Annotated in this window: 18 protein-coding genes; 12 read left to right on the top strand and 6 right to left on the bottom strand. The window is 36.7% G+C overall.

Annotated features, from left to right (window positions below):
- Nucleotides 1–11 precede the first annotated feature (11 nt).
- The 4 genes from ACQKIM_RS10285 to ACQKIM_RS10270 all read left to right on the top strand — a co-directional run bounded on the left by ACQKIM_RS10285 (nt 12) and on the right by ACQKIM_RS10270 (nt 4,297).
- Nucleotides 12–1,055: a DctP family TRAP transporter solute-binding subunit gene (locus ACQKIM_RS10285; protein ID WP_427542945.1), complete on the top strand. Its 1,044-nt coding sequence runs from the start codon at nt 12–14 to the stop codon at nt 1,053–1,055.
- 285 nt (nt 1,056–1,340) lie between these two features.
- Nucleotides 1,341–1,838, top strand: coding sequence for a TRAP transporter small permease (locus ACQKIM_RS10280; RefSeq protein ID WP_427542942.1), 498 nt, complete (start codon nt 1,341–1,343; stop codon nt 1,836–1,838).
- Nucleotides 1,819–3,087 carry a TRAP transporter large permease gene (locus ACQKIM_RS10275; protein ID WP_427542939.1) on the top strand — a complete coding sequence of 423 codons (1,269 nt, stop codon included), beginning with the start codon at nt 1,819–1,821 and terminating at the stop codon, nt 3,085–3,087. The genes ACQKIM_RS10280 and ACQKIM_RS10275 overlap by 20 nt, the downstream gene beginning before the upstream one ends.
- Before the next feature lie 10 nt (nt 3,088–3,097).
- A complete protein-coding gene (locus tag ACQKIM_RS10270; RefSeq protein ID WP_427542936.1) occupies nt 3,098–4,297 on the top strand; it encodes an MFS transporter in 1,200 nt (399 codons plus the stop codon).
- A gap of 40 nt (nt 4,298–4,337) precedes the next feature.
- On the opposite strand, the gene ACQKIM_RS10265 is transcribed toward ACQKIM_RS10270, so the two are convergent.
- The 4 genes from ACQKIM_RS10265 to ACQKIM_RS10250 form a co-directional block, all read right to left on the bottom strand.
- The gene (locus ACQKIM_RS10265) at nt 4,338–5,243 is read right to left on the bottom strand and encodes a DMT family transporter (protein WP_427542933.1); all 906 of its coding nucleotides are present in this window, start codon (nt 5,241–5,243) and stop codon (nt 4,338–4,340) included.
- Between the two features lie 383 nt (nt 5,244–5,626).
- Nucleotides 5,627–6,838, bottom strand: a complete 1,212-nt coding sequence (locus ACQKIM_RS10260; protein ID WP_427542930.1) for an amidohydrolase — start codon at nt 6,836–6,838, stop codon at nt 5,627–5,629.
- The gene (locus tag ACQKIM_RS10255; protein ID WP_427542927.1) at nt 6,835–8,085 is read right to left on the bottom strand and encodes an amidohydrolase family protein; all 1,251 of its coding nucleotides are present in this window, start codon (nt 8,083–8,085) and stop codon (nt 6,835–6,837) included. The genes ACQKIM_RS10260 and ACQKIM_RS10255 overlap by 4 nt, the downstream gene beginning before the upstream one ends.
- 43 nt (nt 8,086–8,128) lie before the next feature.
- Nucleotides 8,129–9,688, bottom strand: coding sequence for a glutathione ABC transporter substrate-binding protein (locus tag ACQKIM_RS10250; protein ID WP_427542925.1), 1,560 nt, complete (start codon nt 9,686–9,688; stop codon nt 8,129–8,131).
- Between the two features lie 182 nt (nt 9,689–9,870).
- Here ACQKIM_RS10250 and ACQKIM_RS10245 point away from each other — a divergent pair, with 182 nt between their 5' ends.
- Genes ACQKIM_RS10245 through ACQKIM_RS10215 form a run of 7 tightly spaced genes read left to right on the top strand, consistent with a single transcriptional unit; the run spans nt 9,871 to nt 16,509 of the window.
- Entirely contained in the window at nt 9,871–10,773 is a 903-nt protein-coding gene (locus tag ACQKIM_RS10245) for an ABC transporter permease (RefSeq protein WP_427542922.1), read from the top strand.
- A 14-nt stretch (nt 10,774–10,787) separates the two neighbouring features.
- A complete protein-coding gene (gene nikB, locus ACQKIM_RS10240; RefSeq protein WP_427542919.1) occupies nt 10,788–11,708 on the top strand; it encodes a nickel ABC transporter permease in 921 nt (306 codons plus the stop codon).
- Between the two features lie 13 nt (nt 11,709–11,721).
- Nucleotides 11,722–12,735, top strand: coding sequence for an ABC transporter ATP-binding protein (locus ACQKIM_RS10235; protein ID WP_427542916.1), 1,014 nt, complete (start codon nt 11,722–11,724; stop codon nt 12,733–12,735).
- The gene (locus tag ACQKIM_RS10230) at nt 12,732–13,718 is read left to right on the top strand and encodes an ABC transporter ATP-binding protein (protein WP_427542914.1); all 987 of its coding nucleotides are present in this window, start codon (nt 12,732–12,734) and stop codon (nt 13,716–13,718) included. Before ACQKIM_RS10235 ends, ACQKIM_RS10230 begins: the two co-directional genes overlap by 4 nt.
- Nucleotides 13,719–13,755: 37 nt before the next feature.
- The gene (locus tag ACQKIM_RS10225) at nt 13,756–14,508 is read left to right on the top strand and encodes a sensor histidine kinase (RefSeq protein ID WP_427542911.1); all 753 of its coding nucleotides are present in this window, start codon (nt 13,756–13,758) and stop codon (nt 14,506–14,508) included.
- A 38-nt stretch (nt 14,509–14,546) separates the two neighbouring features.
- Nucleotides 14,547–15,245, top strand: a complete 699-nt coding sequence (locus ACQKIM_RS10220; protein WP_427542908.1) for a response regulator transcription factor — start codon at nt 14,547–14,549, stop codon at nt 15,243–15,245.
- 4 nt (nt 15,246–15,249) lie between these two features.
- Complete coding sequence (locus tag ACQKIM_RS10215) at nt 15,250–16,509, top strand: permease (RefSeq protein WP_427542905.1); 1,260 nt, start codon at nt 15,250–15,252, stop codon at nt 16,507–16,509.
- A gap of 60 nt (nt 16,510–16,569) precedes the next feature.
- Here ACQKIM_RS10215 and ACQKIM_RS10210 read toward each other — a convergent pair whose 3' ends face one another.
- Complete coding sequence (locus tag ACQKIM_RS10210; RefSeq protein ID WP_427542902.1) at nt 16,570–17,508, bottom strand: DUF4181 domain-containing protein; 939 nt, start codon at nt 17,506–17,508, stop codon at nt 16,570–16,572.
- Complete coding sequence (locus ACQKIM_RS10205) at nt 17,495–18,016, bottom strand: sigma-70 family RNA polymerase sigma factor (RefSeq protein WP_427542899.1); 522 nt, start codon at nt 18,014–18,016, stop codon at nt 17,495–17,497. The genes ACQKIM_RS10210 and ACQKIM_RS10205 overlap by 14 nt, the downstream gene beginning before the upstream one ends.
- Nucleotides 18,017–18,358: 342 nt before the next feature.
- Here ACQKIM_RS10205 and ACQKIM_RS10200 point away from each other — a divergent pair, with 342 nt between their 5' ends.
- Nucleotides 18,359–19,213, top strand: coding sequence for a PhzF family phenazine biosynthesis protein (locus ACQKIM_RS10200; protein ID WP_427542896.1), 855 nt, complete (start codon nt 18,359–18,361; stop codon nt 19,211–19,213).
- Nucleotides 19,214–19,820: the final 607 nt, after the last annotated feature.

Below are 19,820 nucleotides of genomic sequence, written 5' to 3'. Positions count from 1 at the left end.
GGGGATATGTAATGAAAAAATGGCTCTTCATGTCACTTATGGCTGTGTTAGTTCTAGCACTTGCAGCTTGCGGTGGCGACAAAAAAGAAACATCTGCTCCAGCAGCTGAGGGTGATGGTGGGTATACAAAGGATAAACCGCTTGTCATTAAATTTTCACATGTAACATCAATCGATAGTGTAAAAGGAAAAGCAGCTGATGCTTTTGCGAAATTAGTAGATGAAAAAACCGAAGGTAAAGTAAAAGTTGAAGTTTACCCTTCCTCTCAATTATACGGGGATAATGATGAACTAGATGCACTAGTTTCTGGGAATGTTCATATGATTGCTCCTTCTGTTACAAAAATGGTTAAAATCGACCCACGTTGGCAATATGTTGATATGCCTTATCTATTTGAAAACGAAGAGCATGCACGTAAATTCTTTACTTCTGACGTAGCAAAAACAATTCTTGAATCTAATCAATTAGCAGCAAATGATATTAAAGGTTTAGTATTCTGGGAAAATGGCTTTAAGCATTTCTCAAATAACAAGCATCCACTTGAAAAAGTAGAAGATTTTAAAGGCTTAAAGTTCCGTGCACAAGCAGGTAAAGTATTAGAAGCACAATTTAAAGCTTTAAATGCTGGCTCTGCAACAATTGCATTTGGTGAAACATACGCTGCCCTACAACAAGGAACAGTTGATGGACAAGAAAATACATTCAACAACTTTGATACACAAAAATATCAAGAGGTTCAAAAATATTTCTCAGTATCTGAACATGGTCGCCTTGACTATGCAATCTTTGTCAACAAGTCATTCTGGGAGAAAATCCCTGCTGAACTATTAACAGCAGTGGAAGCATCTTTAGATGAAGCAACGAAGCTAGCTTGGGATTTAGCTTCAGATGAAAACGCAAAATCATTTGAGAACATCAAAAACTCTGGTATTGAAGTTCTTGAGTTAACGGCTGAGCAAAAAGAAGCTATTAAAGCAAAGCTTGAACCAGTGTATGAAGAGTTTGGTGAAGTTATCACAGAAGAATTAATTAATGGTATTCGTGATCTAAAATAACGAACTTTGGGTTATTAAAAACCTTTCTATTCGGGGAATTAAATAGTTTAACGTAAGAATTCGCTCATTTCCATGGATAAGCTACAAGGTTCATAGGATAGATGAGCCTTGTAGGTAAACTGAATCAAATTTAGTAAATCACTTACATGAAATCTGTACGAACGGGTGCTAAGACGCTCACTACAAGCAGCAACATTACTATAGTGAGAGAGTCAGCACCCGTTTGTATTTAAATGATGAATAATCATCATTCCCTTTTCAAATTCACTTGAAGGAGGCAATTGAATGAAAGCCTTACATAAAATCTGGGGCTACTTAGAAGAAATCCTAGCTGGAATCTTTTTCGTAGCTGGTGTAGTTCTTATTTTTTATGGCGTAATTATGCGCTACATATTCAATGAACCGCAGGCATGGGTAGAGGAATTAGCACGTTATTCAATTATTTGGGGTACATTTCTAGGATTTGGCTTAGCTCTGCGCCACAATCAACATATTCAAGTAGATATTTTATATGATAAATTAAAGCCTTCTATGAAACGTGTACTGGATATAGTGGCAACTGGATTAAGCATTGCCTTTTGTTTGATTTATACGTATTACGGCTTTGTTTTAGTAGAAAATCGTTATACATCAGGCATGGTATCACTTGATATTGGGATACCAATGTGGGTTGTATACTTAGTTTTACCAATTTCAGGCGTTTTATTTTTACTACGATTCGTAGAAAGATTAATCAATATTCTACGAGGAAAGGACGAAGAATATGCTAATCCTCTTACTTAGTTTCTTTTTATTACTATTTTTACGAGTACCAGTCGCGATTAGTTTAGCACTATCGACAATTCTTGTGTTCTTCCAAATTGATTTTAATATGAATATGATTCCTCAGCGTATTTTTACTGCACTGGATTCCTTCCCGATGATGGCAATTCCAGGCTTCGTCCTTGCAGGGGTATTAATGGCACGCGGTGGGATTTCAAAATATCTTATTGAAGCTTTACGTGCATGGATTGGTCATCTCCCAGGCGGTCTTGCTGTTGTAACAATTATCGCCTGTGCTATTTTCGCAGCGATTTCAGGCTCTTCACCTGCAACGGCAGCTGCGATCGGTTCTATCATGATTCCTGCGATGATTTCTGCAGGCTATAAAAAGCGCTATTCTATGGGTCTTGTTGCCGCTGGTGGTACATTAGGTATTTTAATTCCACCAAGTGTACCGTTAATCATTTATGGTATTACCTCAGAGCAATCTATTGGTGAGTTATTTATGGCTGGTGTTATTCCAGGACTAGCATTAACAGGAATATTAATTGTGGCAGCTATCGTCTATGCGAAACGCAATGGTTTTAAAGGAGATGAACCAGCTTCTTGGAATGAGCGTAGTCGTAAATCTTTAAAAGCAATTTGGGGTGCATTTTTACCATTCTTAATCTTAGGAACAATCTATTCAGGGGTTGTAACACCAACTGAATCAGCCGTTATTGCCGTTTTCTATGGTCTTATCGTATCCCTGTTCATTTACCGAGAAATGAAGCTAAAGGATTTCCGTGAGGTATTAGTAGAATCCATTAATATTACAGCTATGATTTTCCTAATTATCGGTGCCGCTTCATTGTTTGGACTATATTTAACAAATGCACAAGTACCTCAGCAGGTTGGTGCATGGATTGCCGAAAGTGATATGAACAAATGGATATTCATGATAATTGTTAATATTCTATTCTTTGTTATGGGAATGTTCTTAGAGGCTGTATCCATTATTCTAATTACTTTACCAATTCTATTACCGATTCTAGCACATTTCGATATTAACCTGATTCACTTTGCCATTATTATGACGATTAACATGGAGCTTGGTATGATTACACCGCCAGTTGGACTTAATCTCTTTGTCGTAAGTGGGATTGCTAAAGAAAAGCTTGGAGAAGTTGTCAAAGGGGTCATTCCTTTTATTGTTTTAATGATTATTTTCTTAGCTTTAGTGGTTTTACTGCCACAATTATCACTTTGGTTACCAGAGCAAATGAAATAAGGGCATCTCTATGGAAGCATTTACAAAGAGATATTCGATTAAGGACCGCCAATTTTGGACAATCGTGATTAGCTTGGGAGGAGCTTCGGTGTTTGTATTCGCAGCAATGTATTCGGTACAACCCCTGCTCCCCTTCTTTACAGAGCAATTTCAAATTTCTGTTCCCACTGCAAGTCTGACCATGTCTGTAACAACTCTTTCCGTGATTATCGGGTTAATCGTTTTAGGATTTTTGTCTGATCGCTATGGCCGAGTACCATTTATCCTATTTTCCATCATTCTAACGATTGTCCCTTTTCTCTTAATGCCCTTAACAGATTCTTTTTCTATGATTATTCTTTTACGTTTTATCCAAGGCTTTGCGATTGCTGGTGTACCTGCAGCTGCACTTGCCTATATAAGTGAAGAAATTAATCAGCAATCAATGGGGTTTGCGACAGCACTTTATATTTCATGTAATGCTCTAGGTGGGACAATTGGACGCCTAATGATGGGTTATCTAACAGAATATAAATCTTGGGAGATTGCATTTTTCTCTTTAGCACTTTTGGGTGGTGTCATTTTCATTCTAGTGTGGCTTACCCTACCAAAATCAAGGAATTTTTCAGTTCACCAACGTACCATTCAAAAGGATTTACATGGTTTTTGGCTCCATTTAAAAAATCCAAATTTACTTATTCTTTTTGGGCTTGGGATCATATTGCAGCTATCTTTTACAGGGATGTGGTCATTTATCCCATACTATTTAGCTGAATCACCATTTTTATTATCATTGAAAACGATTTCCTTTATTTTTTTAGCATACGGCTTAGGAATCATTGGTTCGCCAATTGCTAATTCCCTTGCAGGTAAAGTCGGTATCAATAAAATTCGAACATTTGGGGTGCTTTTATTAGTATTTGGGATTTTATTAACGCTAAGTTCCTCTCTTACTATGATTGTTGTTGGGCTCTGTATTGCATGCTTAGGTTTTTTTACCGCTCATGCCTTAACCTCTGCAACAGTTAGTCGGACAGCTATCCATCAAAAGGGGCTTGCCTCAAGCTTATATCTCGTTTCTTATTATATTGGCGTTGCATCCGGAAGTACTTTGCTCAGCCCAATCTGGCTGCATTTTAAATGGCAGGGAATTGTTATGATTACCATACTTCTTCCTATACTATATATCGCTTTTTTAAATTACACATTACACAAAAAACTTCAAAGCTAAGCGAGCAAAAAAGATGCACTGAAACGATTCAAGCATCTTTTTAGCCCGCTTTTCTTTTAATAAAAGAAAATGTTTTTATTTCTTTATAATAAACACATAGAAGAATACCTAAGAGAATCAATAAAGAGCCGTAGATCTGAATGATAGAAGGCAGTTGATGTAAAACAATGGCACTTAAAATCATAGCTATAGCTGGTTCAAAATTTAACAAAAGTGATGCATTTGTGGAACCAATGTCTTTCATTTTTCTATTCCACATTAAATTACTAATTCCATGAATAATTATGGCTGATACGACTAAAAGTACCCAATATGGAAATTCCACTTGCATATTCTTCTGCATAAATATAGATGTACCAAATGGCGTCAGCACAATTAATCCTATTAAATTTGTATAAAACGTAATGGCCTCAGCCGTAATTTTTAGACTAAGATGATTCACAATAATAAGGAACAGGGCGAAACTTAGCATTGTCACCAAGCTTAGTATCTCTCCTTTACCAATTGAAATGACAATCAATGCTCCCTTTGTAATAATCAGTGATACACCCATTAACGAAATAATAGCACCTATCCAAAAAATGCGGTTTCGATATTCTTTATAAATCATTTTATTAAGTAGTGACGTAACAATCGGTGCACAGGCTAATATAAGGGCAGCTGTAATGGGAGAAGTATGCTGAAGACTTGCATAAAAGCTATAGTGATTAATGGCAACACCCAAAATGCCTGCAATCATTAATAATATAAAATCATTACGTGTAAATGTTACATGGACAATTGCTTGCCAATGAATACACCCTAAAAAAAGAACAATGATCATTAGTCTGTAAATGGCTATTGCTATGGGCTCCCAATGCTCAATAAGGATAGAACCAATGATAAAATTACTTGCCCAAAAAAATACACAACTAAATAAAATCATGTATGTCGTTAATTGTTTCATTTGTTGCACCTTCCACATGATAATGTCAAAATACTTGCTTCAATGGAAAAAACCCGCTTTGCTTCCCGTGCAAAGTAGCGCAATCAAATGAAAGCGAAACGTAAGCACGGAATGTAAGCGGATTTTCATCTATATCAATTTCGCCTTGGCGTAATTGCGTCCGGATTTTGAATTGTGCCCGCACAATTCATTCCTTTGAAAATCCGTGACATCCGCTGGAGGCTTTATCTTCATTCAGTAGGTGTTTGGACACCCACTGTAAAAGAATCAACCGCATTCATCTCTCCAACTGTAGAGGTGAGAGTCTTCTGCTGAATGAAGATAAATTTGTATAAGGGGGGATAATTTGAATGGCAACTACACGATATGCAGTTCCAACATTTCTAGCGAATAAATTTCCCTTTAGACATCACAACTCGATCTAAAGGTCTTCTTGCAATGACCTCAGCACTTGATACCGCGTCAAAGAATACAAAGCTCGCTTCGTCTTTAACATTTGGCCAAACCATTTGACCATCTGTATCCAATGGCGTAATACCATTTGTAATATATTTCAATACTTGGCGAATGGAGCGTTCATCTAGTTTTCTAGTTATATCTGCAAAAGTAGTTGCTTTTTCCAATACATCTCCAGAACCATATGGACTCCATGAATCATAAAATCCATCACAACCAAAATGAACATCGACGCCATGTTCTGATAATAAATCAATTGGCGGCATAACACGATTGATATTAAATGGTACGGTTGACATGATTTTTACTTGTTGCTGTGCGAGTCGATCAGCAATAGTATGCTGCTCCATTACAGAAACATCTCCTAATGCGAAGGCATGGCTTATTGCTGTTCGCCCTTGGTAATTCGCCTCTTCGACAATATCAATCCATTTATCAATTGTATAATAGCCGACATGTCCTCCATCATGTAAATGAATATCAACATCAACATTAAATTCATGTGCAATATCCATTGTCTCGTAAAGAGAACGTTCAATGGTATTATCTATTCCTGCTGGATCAAGCCCGCCAATCATCGTAGCACCGTTACGTAATGCCTCACGCAGTAACTTCGGCACATCATCTCGTAATAAGCCGTGCTGTGGAAAGGCAATGACCTCTGCTGTCACAACATCTTTATAGTCATCTAAGGCTGCCAGTACACCTTCTAAATTTTTTAACCCTATATATGGATCAATATTGACATGTGTACGAATATGATTGGTACCATTGCTGATAATTTTTTCAAACATAGCAAGAGCACGCTGTTTTCCTGTAGCAGCTAAAATAGGCAGCTCTCTTGCTTCTTGCTCTAGCCGATCCTTTAGGTTTTTTGCTGGTACTACAGCTTTCCAAGGTAAGGAAAGATAGGTTTTATCTAAATGATTATGCATTTCCTTAAAAGCAGGTAAGAGTAATTTGCCCTTCATATCTGTAAGCTGTTGTGAAGAATCAATGGGTTGTGCTGCAGATATAATTTGTGAGATAAAACCATCAGTAATTTCAAGGTTAAAAAGCTCAACCTTTGTGCCAACTGTATCATTATCTTTTACATACTCTCCTGTTTCAAGTAGAACGTTTGTAAGCCATTGCTTCATCTGAATTCTCCTTTCAACTCTCCCACTTCCTGCTGGTGAATCAATTTGCCTTGTGAAATAACTGTAGAGATAGAGCATCTTCTAGCCACAACATGGGCTGAGCTCACGCCATCTACTAAAAGCATATTCGCAGCATCACCAACCTTCGGCCATACACGCTCACCCTTATCATTAAGAGGTGTTATACCGCCAGAGGCATATTTCCATGCACGACTTAAAGAGTATTCATCCATGAAACGAAATCTTTCTGCCATAATATTTAATTTTGTAATTGTGTTACCTGTACCATAAGGAGACCAATGATCTGTTAAGCTATCATGACCTACCGAAACGTTTACCCCATTGTCATATAAATAGGGAATTGGAATTGTAGAGCGATTAATAGCGACTGGCACTGTCGTTGTCACATCCATTTGTACAGAAGCCATCGCTTGTACTAGACTCTCTAGCTGTGGCTGTGGTAAATCAGCTAGTGCCATCGCATGACTGATTGTGACCTGTCCTTCTTTTTTGGCCTGTTTTGTCAAATCAATCAAGTTATAAAATTCAAATTCTCCCAATGTATTTGGTGTATGAATATGAATATCGATACCAGCGTTATAGTCTTGTGCAATTTGCATTGTTGTTTGTAGTGATCTTTCAATATCTCGATCAACAATGGATGGATCAACGCCCCCAACGAGCGTTGCCCCCATTGCCATCGCCTCACGGATTAGTCCTTCCACATTGGAGCGTAGTAAGCCATGTTGTGGAAAAGCCACAATATCATAGGTGATCTGATCTTGATATTTTTCTAAAACTTGTTTCGTAATTTCAATGTGCTTTGTCCCAATTTGTGGATCAACATTACAATGGGAACGAATATGTGTATGTCCCTGTGAAATGAGCCACTTGACCATTTCTTCTGCTCGATAGGCAGCTGTTGGCAATTGTTTCGGTAATAGCGCTCTTTCTTCTTCAATACGCGTTAATATACCTTTTGTAATCGGTCTTGGTGCCTGCCATTCTCCACCAAAATAAGTTTTATCGATATGAATATGCATTTCTCGGAATGAAGGAACCAGTAGTTGCTTTTTAGCATCTAAAACCTCTACATCTCCATCAACCACTATATTCTTATCCACTTGTTGGACATGTCCATCGTCAATTAGGACATCATAAATAGCTGTACGAGTTCCGACAATATGTTCGTTTTCGTACTCATAAGCTTCTTCTAGTCTCACATTTTTCAGCAGTAGTTTACGCATAGTTTCCTCCCTAATTTGTATTTTTATCGATCACCAAGTTTGATTATTCTACAATTTCAACGCCACTGATCATTGTGTAGTTAGATGCATCTAACCAGAAACCTTTCACAGCATTGCTGTAGACTGCCAAATGCTCATAGTTTCGAACTGGAATATACACAGCATCTTCTAACTCCATTTGCATTGCTTTTTTGTAGATTTCATTACGAGTAGCTTGATCTGATTCAGAGCGTCCTTCTTCAATCAGCTTATCTATTTCAGGATTACCGTAATAGAAATGATTTCCTGGTGCGCCCATAGAAGCTGAATGGAACAGATTGTACTGGTTATAATCAGCGTCACCAGTAGCATTGCCCCAGCCGCTAATAAATAATTGATGCTGTTCTTTCGTGATTTCTGAGATAAATGCACCATACTCCATAACTTGAATATCTACATCTAAGCCAATGCCCTTTAATTGAGATTGCACAACCTCTGCCATATTAATTCGTTCTTTACGATCACTTGTTAGTAATTTGATTTTCGTTCCTTCTTTAATTCCGGCCTCTTTTAAAAGCTGTTTTGCTTTGACAACATCATAATCATACGCCTTCGTTTCACTTGAATAGCCAATCACCTTTGGACTCATCGCTGAATTCGCAAGTGTCCCTACATTATCATAAATACCGCTAATAATTGCTTCACGGTCAACTGCATAGCTTATTGCTTGACGTACTTTAACATCAGATAATAATGCGTCTTTCACATTGAAACCGATGAATTCTACTGCAAGCCCTTCTGCACGGAAAAGATTCATTGACGGTGAATTTTCAATGCGATTAATTTCTGTTACTGGTACTTGCTCAGCAATATGGGCTTCTCCACTTTCAATCATTGCTAAGCGAGTAGAATCCTCTGGTACAACTTTAAATGTTACTTTATCTACTTTTGGTACATTACCCCAATAGTCTTTATTTGCGTTTAATGTAATTTCTTGTCCAGATTTCCAAGATTCAAATACAAATGGACCTGTCCCTACTGGATGTGTTGCCAACTTATCAGCCGATTCAGCAATGGCTTTCGGGCTTATCATACTGCCTTCTTGACTCGCTAAAATAGATAGAAGCGGTGCATACGGTTCTTTTAATTTCAACGTTACAACATACTCATCATCTACCACTACTTCGTTAATCATTGATAATTTATCACGCTGTGGAGATCCAGTTGCAGGATCTAAAATTCGATCGAATGTAGCTTTTACAGCCTCTGCATTAAAATCTGCTCCATCATGGAATTTAATGCCTTCATTCAATTTGAATGTCCAAGTAGCATCATCTTTTTGCTCCCACTCTTTTGCAAGTAATGGAGTAATTTTGCGATCTCTATCAAAAGCAACAAGTGTTTCATATACCTTGCCATGAATAATATTCGCTGAAGGAATATCTGTAATAAAGTGAGGATCAAGGCTTGTCGCATCTGATGCCCGTAAAATAACCAATTCTCCTCCTACACTTTTTGCTCCCTCTTTGGAACCCTCTGCACTTTTATTACTAGCAGTTGAGCATGCCTGCAAAACTAGAACAGTAATTAGTGTCATGAATAAAAGCAGCTTCATTTTCTTCATAAACATTTCCTCCTTGTGTGATTTGATACTTACATTTCGAATTATAAAGAAATAAAATTCACTTGTTTTTTAAAATTTTTACGTGTTTTTTAAATTTTCTGACTAATAGCCACTATAATATTTACATTCTTTACGCTTTTCACTAAATTGAAATCACATCAAATAGAAAAGGAGCATTCGGTATGGATAAAATAACTACTACTATCGATCATTCTGTTTTAGTGAATGCACGCAAGGCATCTAGAAAAAAGAATCTTGTTTCATTCCTAAATAAAATCAAAAAAAATAAAGCAGCTGTCGCAGGAGGCATTATCATTCTTCTATATATATTGATGTTTCTCATCGGGCCAATTATAGCCCCTTATGATCCCTTCGACGTACAGTTAGATCAAAAATTACAGGGACCGAGTTTAAACCATCTAATGGGTACCGATGACAAAGGACGAGATATTTTAAGTCGTATATTATATGGCTCGCGTTTATCTATCGGTGTTGGTATTTCAGCTGTGTTGTTTGGCGGGACAATTGGAACACTCTTAGGGCTCATCTCTGGCTACTATGGAAAATGGGTTGATTCTATTATTAGTCGTATGTTAGATATCATGCTAGCCTTTCCAGGTATCTTACTAGCTCTAGCTATTGTCAGTGCATTAGGACCAAGCCTTATTAATGTAACAATTGCAGTTGGCTTTTTCTCTATTCCGATGTTTGCACGTATCGTACGCGGATCGACAATGGAAGTGAAAAAATTGGAATATATTGATGCGGTCAAAACTCTTGGAGCCAATGATATGACCATATTAATCAAGCATATTTTTCCGAATATTTTATCACCAATTATTGTTCAAGCATCTATGCGCTTAGCGACTGCTATTCTATCGGCAGCAGGGCTATCATTCTTAGGATTGGGTGCACAGCCACCATCTCCTGAATGGGGTGCTATGCTGTCAAATGGTCGAGATTTCCTGTTTACTGCTCCTTATATGGCGTTATTCCCAGGTATTATGATTTCTATACTTGTACTAGGATTTAACCTATTTGGAGATGGATTACGCGATGCTTTAGACCCTAGAATGAAAAATTAAAGGAGAGAAAACACATGACATTATTTATCTTAAAACGACTTGCTCAAATTATTCCTGTGACGCTTGGTGTAACGCTTGTTGTTTTCCTAATTATGCAGATGATTCCTGGCGACCCAGCGATAATTTTAGCAGGCGAAGGCGCTTCACAAGAAACTGTGGCAGAATTACGTGAAAATTTAGGGCTCAATAAGCCTTTAGCTATTCAATATACAGATTACATTAAAAATCTGCTACAAGGTGATATGGGTAACTCGTTAAAAAATAACCAACCTGTATTTGAAGAAATTACTGCTCGTTTACCTATCACAATTGAGCTAGCCTTTTATAGTATTTTAATCACAATTGTTCTAGGGCTTATTGCCGGCATCATATCTGCAATTCGTCCCTATTCATTTATGGATGTTGGATTAATGGTCGTTGCATTATTAGGGATTTCCCTACCAAGTTTTTGGTTAGGTATTTTATTAATGTATGTTTTCTCGGTGCAGTTACACTGGCTTCCTGTGGCAGGTTGGGATAGTGCCAAACATATAATTCTGCCTGCTGTCACACTTGGTGCTGGTGGTGCTGCCATTGTTGCCCGTATGACGCGCTCTAGTATGCTGGAGGTTGTAAACCAAGACTATATTCGTACTGCTAAAGCGAAAGGTTTAAAGGGTTACATTATCATTTTAAAGCACGCATTACGCAATGCCTTGATTCCAGTTATTACAGTTGTAGGCTTACAGTTTGGTAGTTTACTTGGAGGAACAGTTTTAGTAGAATCTGTTTTTGCTGTTAATGGATTAGGACGAATGATTGTAGATGCTATTCGTACACGCGATATACCAGTCGTTCAGGGTGGCGTTCTTGTCGCCTCATTAATATTCGTTTTCATTAATCTTTTCGTAGACATTTTGTACCGATTCTTTAATAAGCGAATGGATTTAAACTAGGGAGGGAAAACAGATGAAACAAGAAACAGTGTTGGAAGTAAAAAACTTACAAACTTATTTTTATTCGAGTGAGGGAGTCGCCAAAGCAGTTGACGGTGTATCCTTTACACTTCAAAAAGGGGAAACGTTAGGCATTGTTGGGGAATCAGGCTGTGGAAAATCAATGACTTCCCTATCATTACTTCGTTTAGTACCTTCACCCCCTGGTAAAATTATCAATGGTGAAATTCTCTTAAATAATACAGATATCTTGAAATTATCAGATGAGGAATTATGCAAAATACGGGGCAATAAAATATCAATGATTTTCCAAGAGCCGATGACAAGCTTAAACCCTGTGTTATCTGTTGGGGAGCAAATTGCTGAATCCATTCGTTTGCACCAAGGCTTATCACGTAAAGAAGCATGGCAAAAGGCTGTAGATATGATTCGCCTTGTAGGGATTCCTGCACCTGAAAAAAGAGCGAAACAAGAGCCTTATCAGCTAAGTGGCGGAATGCGCCAACGCATTATGATTGCGATGGCACTAGCCTGTACACCAGATGTGTTAATCGCTGATGAACCGACGACTGCTCTAGATGTTACCATTCAGGCTCAAATAATTGATATTATTCAAAATCTGCAAAAACAATTAGGGATGAGTATAATCTTCATTACCCATGACCTTGGTGTTGTAGCAGAAATATGCGATAAAATTGCCGTTATGTATGCGGGGCAGGTTGTAGAGGAAGGCACAACAGAAAGTCTTTTTGAAAAACCGTTACACCCTTATACAAATGGATTAATTCAATCATTACCAAAGCTATATGAAGATCAAGAAGAATTATCTACTATTCATGGTACCGTTCCAAGTCCATATAATTACCCAACTGGCTGTCGTTATGCAGAACGCTGTCCATTTGCTTCAGATGTATGCCATGAAAAACAGCCTGAGCTCCTTACTGTCGAACTGGAGAAAAAAGTACGATGCTGGATGTACAGCAAAGAGTGGCAAGGAGAAACACTTATGAAGGAGATGACAGTATGACGACAAAGCAGCAACCACTATTAGAAGTAAATAATTTAAAACAGCATTTTTTCTTAAAAAAAGAAAAGCTCTTTGGTCCACAGCAGGTTGTTAAAGCTGTGGATGGCGTTTCCTTCGATATTATGCCTGGTGAAACGCTCAGCATTGTTGGAGAATCTGGTTGTGGAAAATCAACGACAGGTCGTTCAATTTTAAGATTGGATGAGCCTACCGATGGAGAAGTATTATTATTTGGCAAAAATTTAGTGAATATGAACAAAAAAGAGCTTCGAGCTGCGCGCAAGGACATACAAATTATTTTCCAAGATCCCTATGCATCTCTCAACCCGCGACGAACGATTCGTAAAATGTTGATGGAGGCCATGTCTATTCAAAAAATAGTACCGCCTGAGCAGCAAGAGGCACGCATGATTGAGTTAATGTCGCTTGTGGGATTACGTCCTGAGTACTTAGAGCGCTATCCGCACGAATTTTCAGGTGGACAGCGTCAGCGTATTGGTATTGCGAGAGCCCTTGCTGTCAATCCTAAAATTATTATTTGTGATGAATCGGTTTCTGCCTTAGACGTTTCCATTCAAGCACAGATTTTAAACTTACTGAAGCAACTACAAAGAGATTTAGATTTAACCTTTTTATTTATCTCTCATGATTTAAGTGTCGTTCGCCATATTTCAGACCGAATCATGGTCATGTATCTTGGAAAGGTTGTAGAAATCGCTGATAAGCATTCACTTTTCACACAGCCACATCATCCTTATACAAAAGCACTATTTTCATCGATTCCAGTGATCGATAAGCACCATCGCAAGGAGCGCATTATTTTGAAGGGAGACCTGCCTTCCCCACTTAATCCTCCTACTGGCTGTAGCTTTCACACACGTTGCCCATTCGCAACAGATAAATGTAAAGCAGAAGTTCCAGCATTACGAGAAATTTCTGCAACGCATAAGGTAGCTTGCCATTTTGCAGAAAATTTAGTTTAATGTAACTTACACTTATAAAATAAATGGAGAGGTCGTTATGTTACAACTAGAAACCTTCAACATATATATTCTCCTATGTGTAATTGCTCCAATTATTGGAGCTTTTCTGCTTACGTTTATTTTTATTTTTGAAAAACAAATCGACAGCCTTGAGGAAGAAAAAAGGCATTTAGAGCTTGAGCAAGATTTACAAAGAGCCAATATTCTGCAATTAAATCAGCAAATACAGCCGCATTTCTTTTTTAATGCTTTAAATTCATTACTGAGCCTAGCCCGCATCAATCGGAAGGAAGATTTGGTTGCGGGCATTGAGGCCTTAGCAACGTTTTTTAAATTTAAATACAATAATCATGAGGTTTTAATCGCTTTAAAAAACGAGGTGCAATTTGTCGATAGCTATTTAAATATTCAACAACTACGCTTTGGGCATCGTTTAACGATTCACAAGTATGTTGATGAAGCAGCCCTATCCGTGCAAATACCTCCATTTATTCTCCAGACCATTATTGAAAATGCGTATAAACATGGCTTTGAAAAACATATAGGACCTGCGGAGCTATCCATTTTTATCAAAAAAATGGACAAGTTTTTATTAATAGAAATTAAAAATACACAGCCATCGGAAAAAATAGAAACTGTTGTTGAACAGGTAGAAGATGAATTGCAGCAAGGCTACGGTCTTGAAAATATTAAAAAACGACTTGAACTTATTTATGGACTCGAAAATATTTTATTCTCGATTCAAAATAATGAACAGTTTTACACTGTTACGATCCATGTTCCCGCTTAGGCTTTCTACAAATTTGAATGTGAAAGGAGAATCTCACCATGAATATATTAATCGCAGATGATGAGCCGTTAGAGCTTGAGCAAATGATTTATTTATTAAAACCGCATTTCCCTAATTGGACATTCCATACTGCTCAGGATGCCTCACAAGCTCTGCAATTAGCTAAAAAGCACCGTATGACTATCGCCTTTTTGGATATTCAAATGCCTGGGAAAGATGGAATCACTCTGAGCAAGGAACTAAAAGAACTTTATGAAGTAGATATTATTATGGTAACAGCTTATCAGACCTTCGAATATGCCCAACGAGCATTACGTATCGGGGTTAAGGATTATCTTACAAAGCCTGTCATCGCTAGTGAATTAGATGCTATTGTGGAAAAATATAAAGTATGGAGCTCTAACCACGATGCCATTCAAAGCGCTCTTTCTTATATTCATGAAAATTATCATGAAAAACTTGGTTTAAATATTATTGCTGAAAAGATTCATTTGAATCCAAGCTATTTAAGCCGCAAATTTTTGGAGGAGCAATCCATTGGCATTAATGAGTATATTAATAATTATCGGTTAGAGATGGCCGTCAAGAAAATAAATGAGAATCTAGACGCGAGTATGTCTGCAATTGCTGAGAGCTGTGGATTCAATAGTCAGCACTATTTTAGTGTAGCTTTTAAGAAAAAATATAATCAATCACCTCGTCAATATAGAACCTCTAAAATGAGTAAAGGGTATTGATTGTATGTTAAAGAAATATTCATTGCTCATACCGTTCGCAAGTTTAAGCACAGCAGCAGGGGTCATTATTCTGTTAGCTAGATGGATTAATGGAAACTTATTATTGTCCTCTCCTTCTGCCCTTATTTCCTATGGTTTTATGGCGGGCATTTGTTACACACTAGCAACAGCCATATCATTTATCGTGCTTGGTTCATTTTTAAAGAGAAGCGGCTTTACACAAAGCCAAAACAAACAAAGCTTTTTGATTCTGAAAATGCAGGAAAAATTAAGTGGAATTAATTTAAAATTCATCCAATTATTCTATCTAATAACAGGCATCGAAATTTGGCTTATACAATTAATAAGCGTTAGTGTACTATCAACTATTATGTTAAATATACCAGTCCCGATAACACTGACACTGTTTTTGATTGGCATGTTATTATTGGATCGAGTACTTTCAATAAAAGGGATATTATGGATGGATATTCTATTTATCATCATGCTTTTTTCGCTTCTTATTTTTATCCCCATCTTTTATTTTGTACAAAATGGTGCCAGTACTGTATATGAAGGGATTCGATTATATCATCCATATTTGTTTTATTTTAAAAACAGTGAAATCTTATTGTTCTATGTTGTATTACAATTAGCGATTTTAGGACAAGTATTGTTTGATAAATCAACATGGTATCTAATTGCCTTTATTAAACCTAAAAAAATACGGCGGAGTTTATTTTCTGCAGGCGTTATTTTAGCTCTACTAACACTATCATTTACCGCTATCTTAATGATCGCCCTATACGGTGGCTCCTATGGACAGTTTCAAATTTTAGTCCTTACATTTTTATATGAGGTACAGCCGGGTTTCCTTACATTTGCCTTTTTTGTCTTTACACTTTTAGCTATTGTGACTACCCTACTTGTTGAAATGCGAGCAACGAAACGCTTCTTTTCCGCAAAAAAACCCTATTATTACTATTTGATAGGTCTTATACTAATCTTGCTTACCTTGTTTTTATCTATTGATATGACAATTTTAGGCGTTATTTACACCTTTGCCTTTCTTCATATCACGATGTTGCCCTTTATCATTATTCTTTTATTTACAAACAGAACGATTCATAAGCATAGTTGGTTTGCACTATTTCTTTCTATAGTCATTGGTATCGGTATTGGATTATACTTTAACTTTTTATATGGTCTAGCCGTTAGCTTTATGATCTCTTGTATAGCCCAATTCTTGCTTCAAACTGAAAATATGGATAGTAGAAACATATGAGCTCGATTCCAATCGAGCTCAATACTAGCTCATCTTCTATTTTGCTTATGGCATACTACTTTAAATATACATAAGGAATATAAATAATAATAAAAGCATTACAATGGAAGAAATAATTGATACATAATGTCTTTTCTCTTCGCGGCCATAGTAATACTCAATCATAGTAGAAATTATTATTACTACTGCTAACGATATACTTAGAGCGATTGTATACAAAAACCATTGTTTTATTGTAAATACCAAAATAAAAATTGCATTCAGAAATTTCACGATATATGTGGAGCGCTGATGACCTGAGCTTACGTATTTTGGCTCCTTTGGAATATTAAACTTCCTTCGCAAAAGTTTATCAACTAACCACCCGATAAAGATAATAACAACTATAAAGGTAATTAAATCCGAACTATTAATATTGAATTCACTTCTCTGTACAAAATTCTTATAAGCAGATGCTAGGTTTTCATCCTTCACTTTATAAGATATGTTTGTCTGTTGATCAGTGAAAACTAATTCGGTATCGTTTAAGCACATCTTCAGCTTTATGACTTGCCCATTATCAAACTCAACCCATATATCACTCTTCGCAAAAGTGATAAAATTATTATCCTTCAGTGTAACGGTAGCCTGCTGTAATATTTGTTTCAGCATATCTCTTGCTGATTCTTCTTTAAACACTTGCTGTCCTATAATCCAACCAGTTCTTCCGGCTTTAAAGGAATCTTCATCCCAATTTTGTGCCATAGTAAACTGTTTAATGGCTTCCTGTTGTGCTAATTCAACTATCGTAGCATGTTTTGTAGTTTCCACTTGTCCCCAAGGACCCATAACGAATAACAATAGTAGTGTCACCACAACTGCCCCAAAAGTTATCGTTGGATATTGCCGATTTCTTCTTTTTTTGTGCTTAACATGCTGTAAAATACGCTTTTGTAATGGTTGTGAAAACCGTGGCACTTCACCAAGCTCTTTATCCAATTTGTCCTTAAAGGATGTCATCTCCTAACACCTCCCAATCATTTTTATCTAGTTTTTCTTGTAGCATTTGTCTAGCTCTACGTAATCTAGTTTTTACTGTGTTTTCAGTTAATGCTAGGATATCTGCTATCTCTCGTATTTTTAATTCTTGATAATAGTAAAGAATTAGTACTTCCCTATAAGGTAATGAAAGTTCAAACAAAGCTGTTGCCAAAATCCGACGATCATCCTTCTCTACTAATTCTTTTTCAGGTGTTCGCCTACTCACGCCAATATGTAATTTTTCTAATAATATATGTCGCTTATTTTTCCAGCTTCGTAAATGGTCATGACTTTTATGTACAGTTATTTTTACTAAATATGTTTTCAATGAGGATCGTTGTTCAAAGCGCTCCTGTTGACGATAATAGGCGAAAAATACATCCTGAACGATTTCCTCCGCTATAGCCCAGTCCTTCACGTAAAGATAAGCCACTCGTAGGCAATATTCACCATGCTCATCCATAATTGCTGCTAAATGCTCACTCAAGCAAACACCTCCTAATCCCAGTCACACTATAGTCGTAATAACATCTTTATTAGTTTCAATATAATAGAAAAAAGTGCCCTACTATGTAACATTAAAGATAAGTAATTGTACATGATGATTTATTTCATAATTACTTTTTTATAATGCTGCACATATTATGAAAATGTACATTACTAATTTTAATTTGGTAGTGTACATGATGGAACAAAGAGAGAAAGAGTACAATAAGCAACGTAATCTACTAAAACGTTAAAACCAAATTTACAAGTTATATAAACGACAAGTGTTGACGTAGTGCTTTCTATGCTACAATTTACTATAAGTGAGGAAGGAAGGTATCTTATGAAAATATCCGTTTATGTTGCAAGTGCATTTAGCAAGGATCATAAAGGCGGAAATAAAGCAGGAGTGGTATTTATTGAGAATACATTGACCACTACTCAAAAAATGGCAATAGCCAAACAACTGGGCTATGCTGAAACCGCATTTATATCAGAATCTAAAATTGCTGATTATAAATTTGAGTATTTTACACCAAAAGAAGAAGTTGATTTATGTGGTCATGCCACAATTGGCTCTTTCGCGATACTGATGCATTTAAATAAACTTTTCAGGAATCGCTATACGATTGAAACGAACAGCGGTGTTCTTACTATTACCATAAAAGATGACATCATATTCATGGAACAAAACAAACCGATATTCTATGATGTTGTATCTCCAAACGAGTTCATCGACTGTTTTGACATTAAAGCTATAGACAATAAATACCCAATTCAAATTGTCTCCACGGGCTTAAAAGATATTTTAATTCCTATAAAAAGCGAAACACGATTACATGAACTGCAACCTAATTTTGAAAAAATTAAAGAAATCAGCAAGTATTATAATGTTGTCGGGATGCATCTATATACTTTTAATGACAATCGAATTATATGCAGAAATTTTGCTCCACTATACGACATCAATGAAGAAGCAGCGACTGGAACTTCAAACGGTGCATTAGCTTGCTACCTTTATGAACAGCAATACTTGCAAAAAGAAGTCTATGTATTTGAACAAGGTTATTCTTTACACTCGCCTTCCGAAATATTAGTTAAATTAGCAACCAATAGCAAGAATAAAATAGAAAAAGTTTATGTTGGCGGCAAAGGCTATTACTGTGAAACTAAGTGTTTAAATGTAGATATTGAGTGAAAATAAAAAAACACCGAATAAAAAGGTTGAGAAAATAATTTCTCAACCTAGGTACTAACCTTTTTAAAGTTAGAACCTTATCCTTTTCTAACTCTACTGTAGATTTGAAATAAAGTTGCGATGTTTAAAATAAAGTTACGACGAAACATCCCTTTAGATTATATTGGTCTAAAGGGGTGTTTTTATGTCTAAAGAGCGAGAACATCGTCAAGCTGAGAAATTTATATTTAGTAATCAAACTAAATATAAATATCGTGTTGAAAAACTAAATGGTCAAGGGACTCTTTGTGAACACCTACTAAGTCAAATGAAGGTATTTCCGTTCCAGGCTACTCGCTTTGCCGCTGACGCTTCGCTTTCGCACAGAGCAAGGCTTCCTGTGGGCGAGCGACGAGCCGCTTCATACGCTGAGGAACGAAGACTAAGTGCGTCAAGTCCTGTGACAACGCCTTCGTGACCAACATCGTGTTGTGGCCTCAGATTCTCGTCTGTCTCGCTATCCCACGGGAGTTGAGTAGCCTTGCACTCCAATCAGCAATAGTGTAGAACTTTAAATATTTTCTTCCTTCAAAAGTAAAGTAAAAGTATGTTACTCACCATCATTAAA

Source organism: Lysinibacillus sp. NPDC047702, from assembly GCF_050272555.1.
Taxonomy (GTDB): Bacteria; Bacillota; Bacilli; order Bacillales_A; family Planococcaceae; genus Lysinibacillus.
This window is presented reverse-complemented; position numbering and strand designations above follow the sequence as displayed.

Bases quoted from the DNA above. Each gene is read 5' to 3' on its own strand.
- ACQKIM_RS10285 (WP_427542945.1), top strand. From the start codon at position 12: ATGAAAAAATGGCTCTTCATGTCACTTATGGCTGTGTTAGTTCTAGCA.
- ACQKIM_RS10280 (WP_427542942.1), top strand. From the start codon at position 1,341: ATGAAAGCCTTACATAAAATCTGGGGCTACTTAGAAGAAATCCTAGCT.
- ACQKIM_RS10275 (WP_427542939.1), top strand. From the start codon at position 1,819: ATGCTAATCCTCTTACTTAGTTTCTTTTTATTACTATTTTTACGAGTA.
- ACQKIM_RS10270 (WP_427542936.1), top strand. From the start codon at position 3,098: ATGGAAGCATTTACAAAGAGATATTCGATTAAGGACCGCCAATTTTGG.
- ACQKIM_RS10265 (WP_427542933.1), bottom strand. From the start codon at position 5,243: ATGAAACAATTAACGACATACATGATTTTATTTAGTTGTGTATTTTTT.
- ACQKIM_RS10260 (WP_427542930.1), bottom strand. From the start codon at position 6,838: ATGAAGCAATGGCTTACAAACGTTCTACTTGAAACAGGAGAGTATGTA.
- ACQKIM_RS10255 (WP_427542927.1), bottom strand. From the start codon at position 8,085: ATGCGTAAACTACTGCTGAAAAATGTGAGACTAGAAGAAGCTTATGAG.
- ACQKIM_RS10250 (WP_427542925.1), bottom strand. From the start codon at position 9,688: ATGAAGAAAATGAAGCTGCTTTTATTCATGACACTAATTACTGTTCTA.
- ACQKIM_RS10245 (WP_427542922.1), top strand. From the start codon at position 9,871: ATGGATAAAATAACTACTACTATCGATCATTCTGTTTTAGTGAATGCA.
- nikB (WP_427542919.1), top strand. From the start codon at position 10,788: ATGACATTATTTATCTTAAAACGACTTGCTCAAATTATTCCTGTGACG.
- ACQKIM_RS10235 (WP_427542916.1), top strand. From the start codon at position 11,722: ATGAAACAAGAAACAGTGTTGGAAGTAAAAAACTTACAAACTTATTTT.
- ACQKIM_RS10230 (WP_427542914.1), top strand. From the start codon at position 12,732: ATGACGACAAAGCAGCAACCACTATTAGAAGTAAATAATTTAAAACAG.
- ACQKIM_RS10225 (WP_427542911.1), top strand. From the start codon at position 13,756: ATGTTACAACTAGAAACCTTCAACATATATATTCTCCTATGTGTAATT.
- ACQKIM_RS10220 (WP_427542908.1), top strand. From the start codon at position 14,547: ATGAATATATTAATCGCAGATGATGAGCCGTTAGAGCTTGAGCAAATG.
- ACQKIM_RS10215 (WP_427542905.1), top strand. From the start codon at position 15,250: ATGTTAAAGAAATATTCATTGCTCATACCGTTCGCAAGTTTAAGCACA.
- ACQKIM_RS10210 (WP_427542902.1), bottom strand. From the start codon at position 17,508: ATGACATCCTTTAAGGACAAATTGGATAAAGAGCTTGGTGAAGTGCCA.
- ACQKIM_RS10200 (WP_427542896.1), top strand. From the start codon at position 18,359: ATGAAAATATCCGTTTATGTTGCAAGTGCATTTAGCAAGGATCATAAA.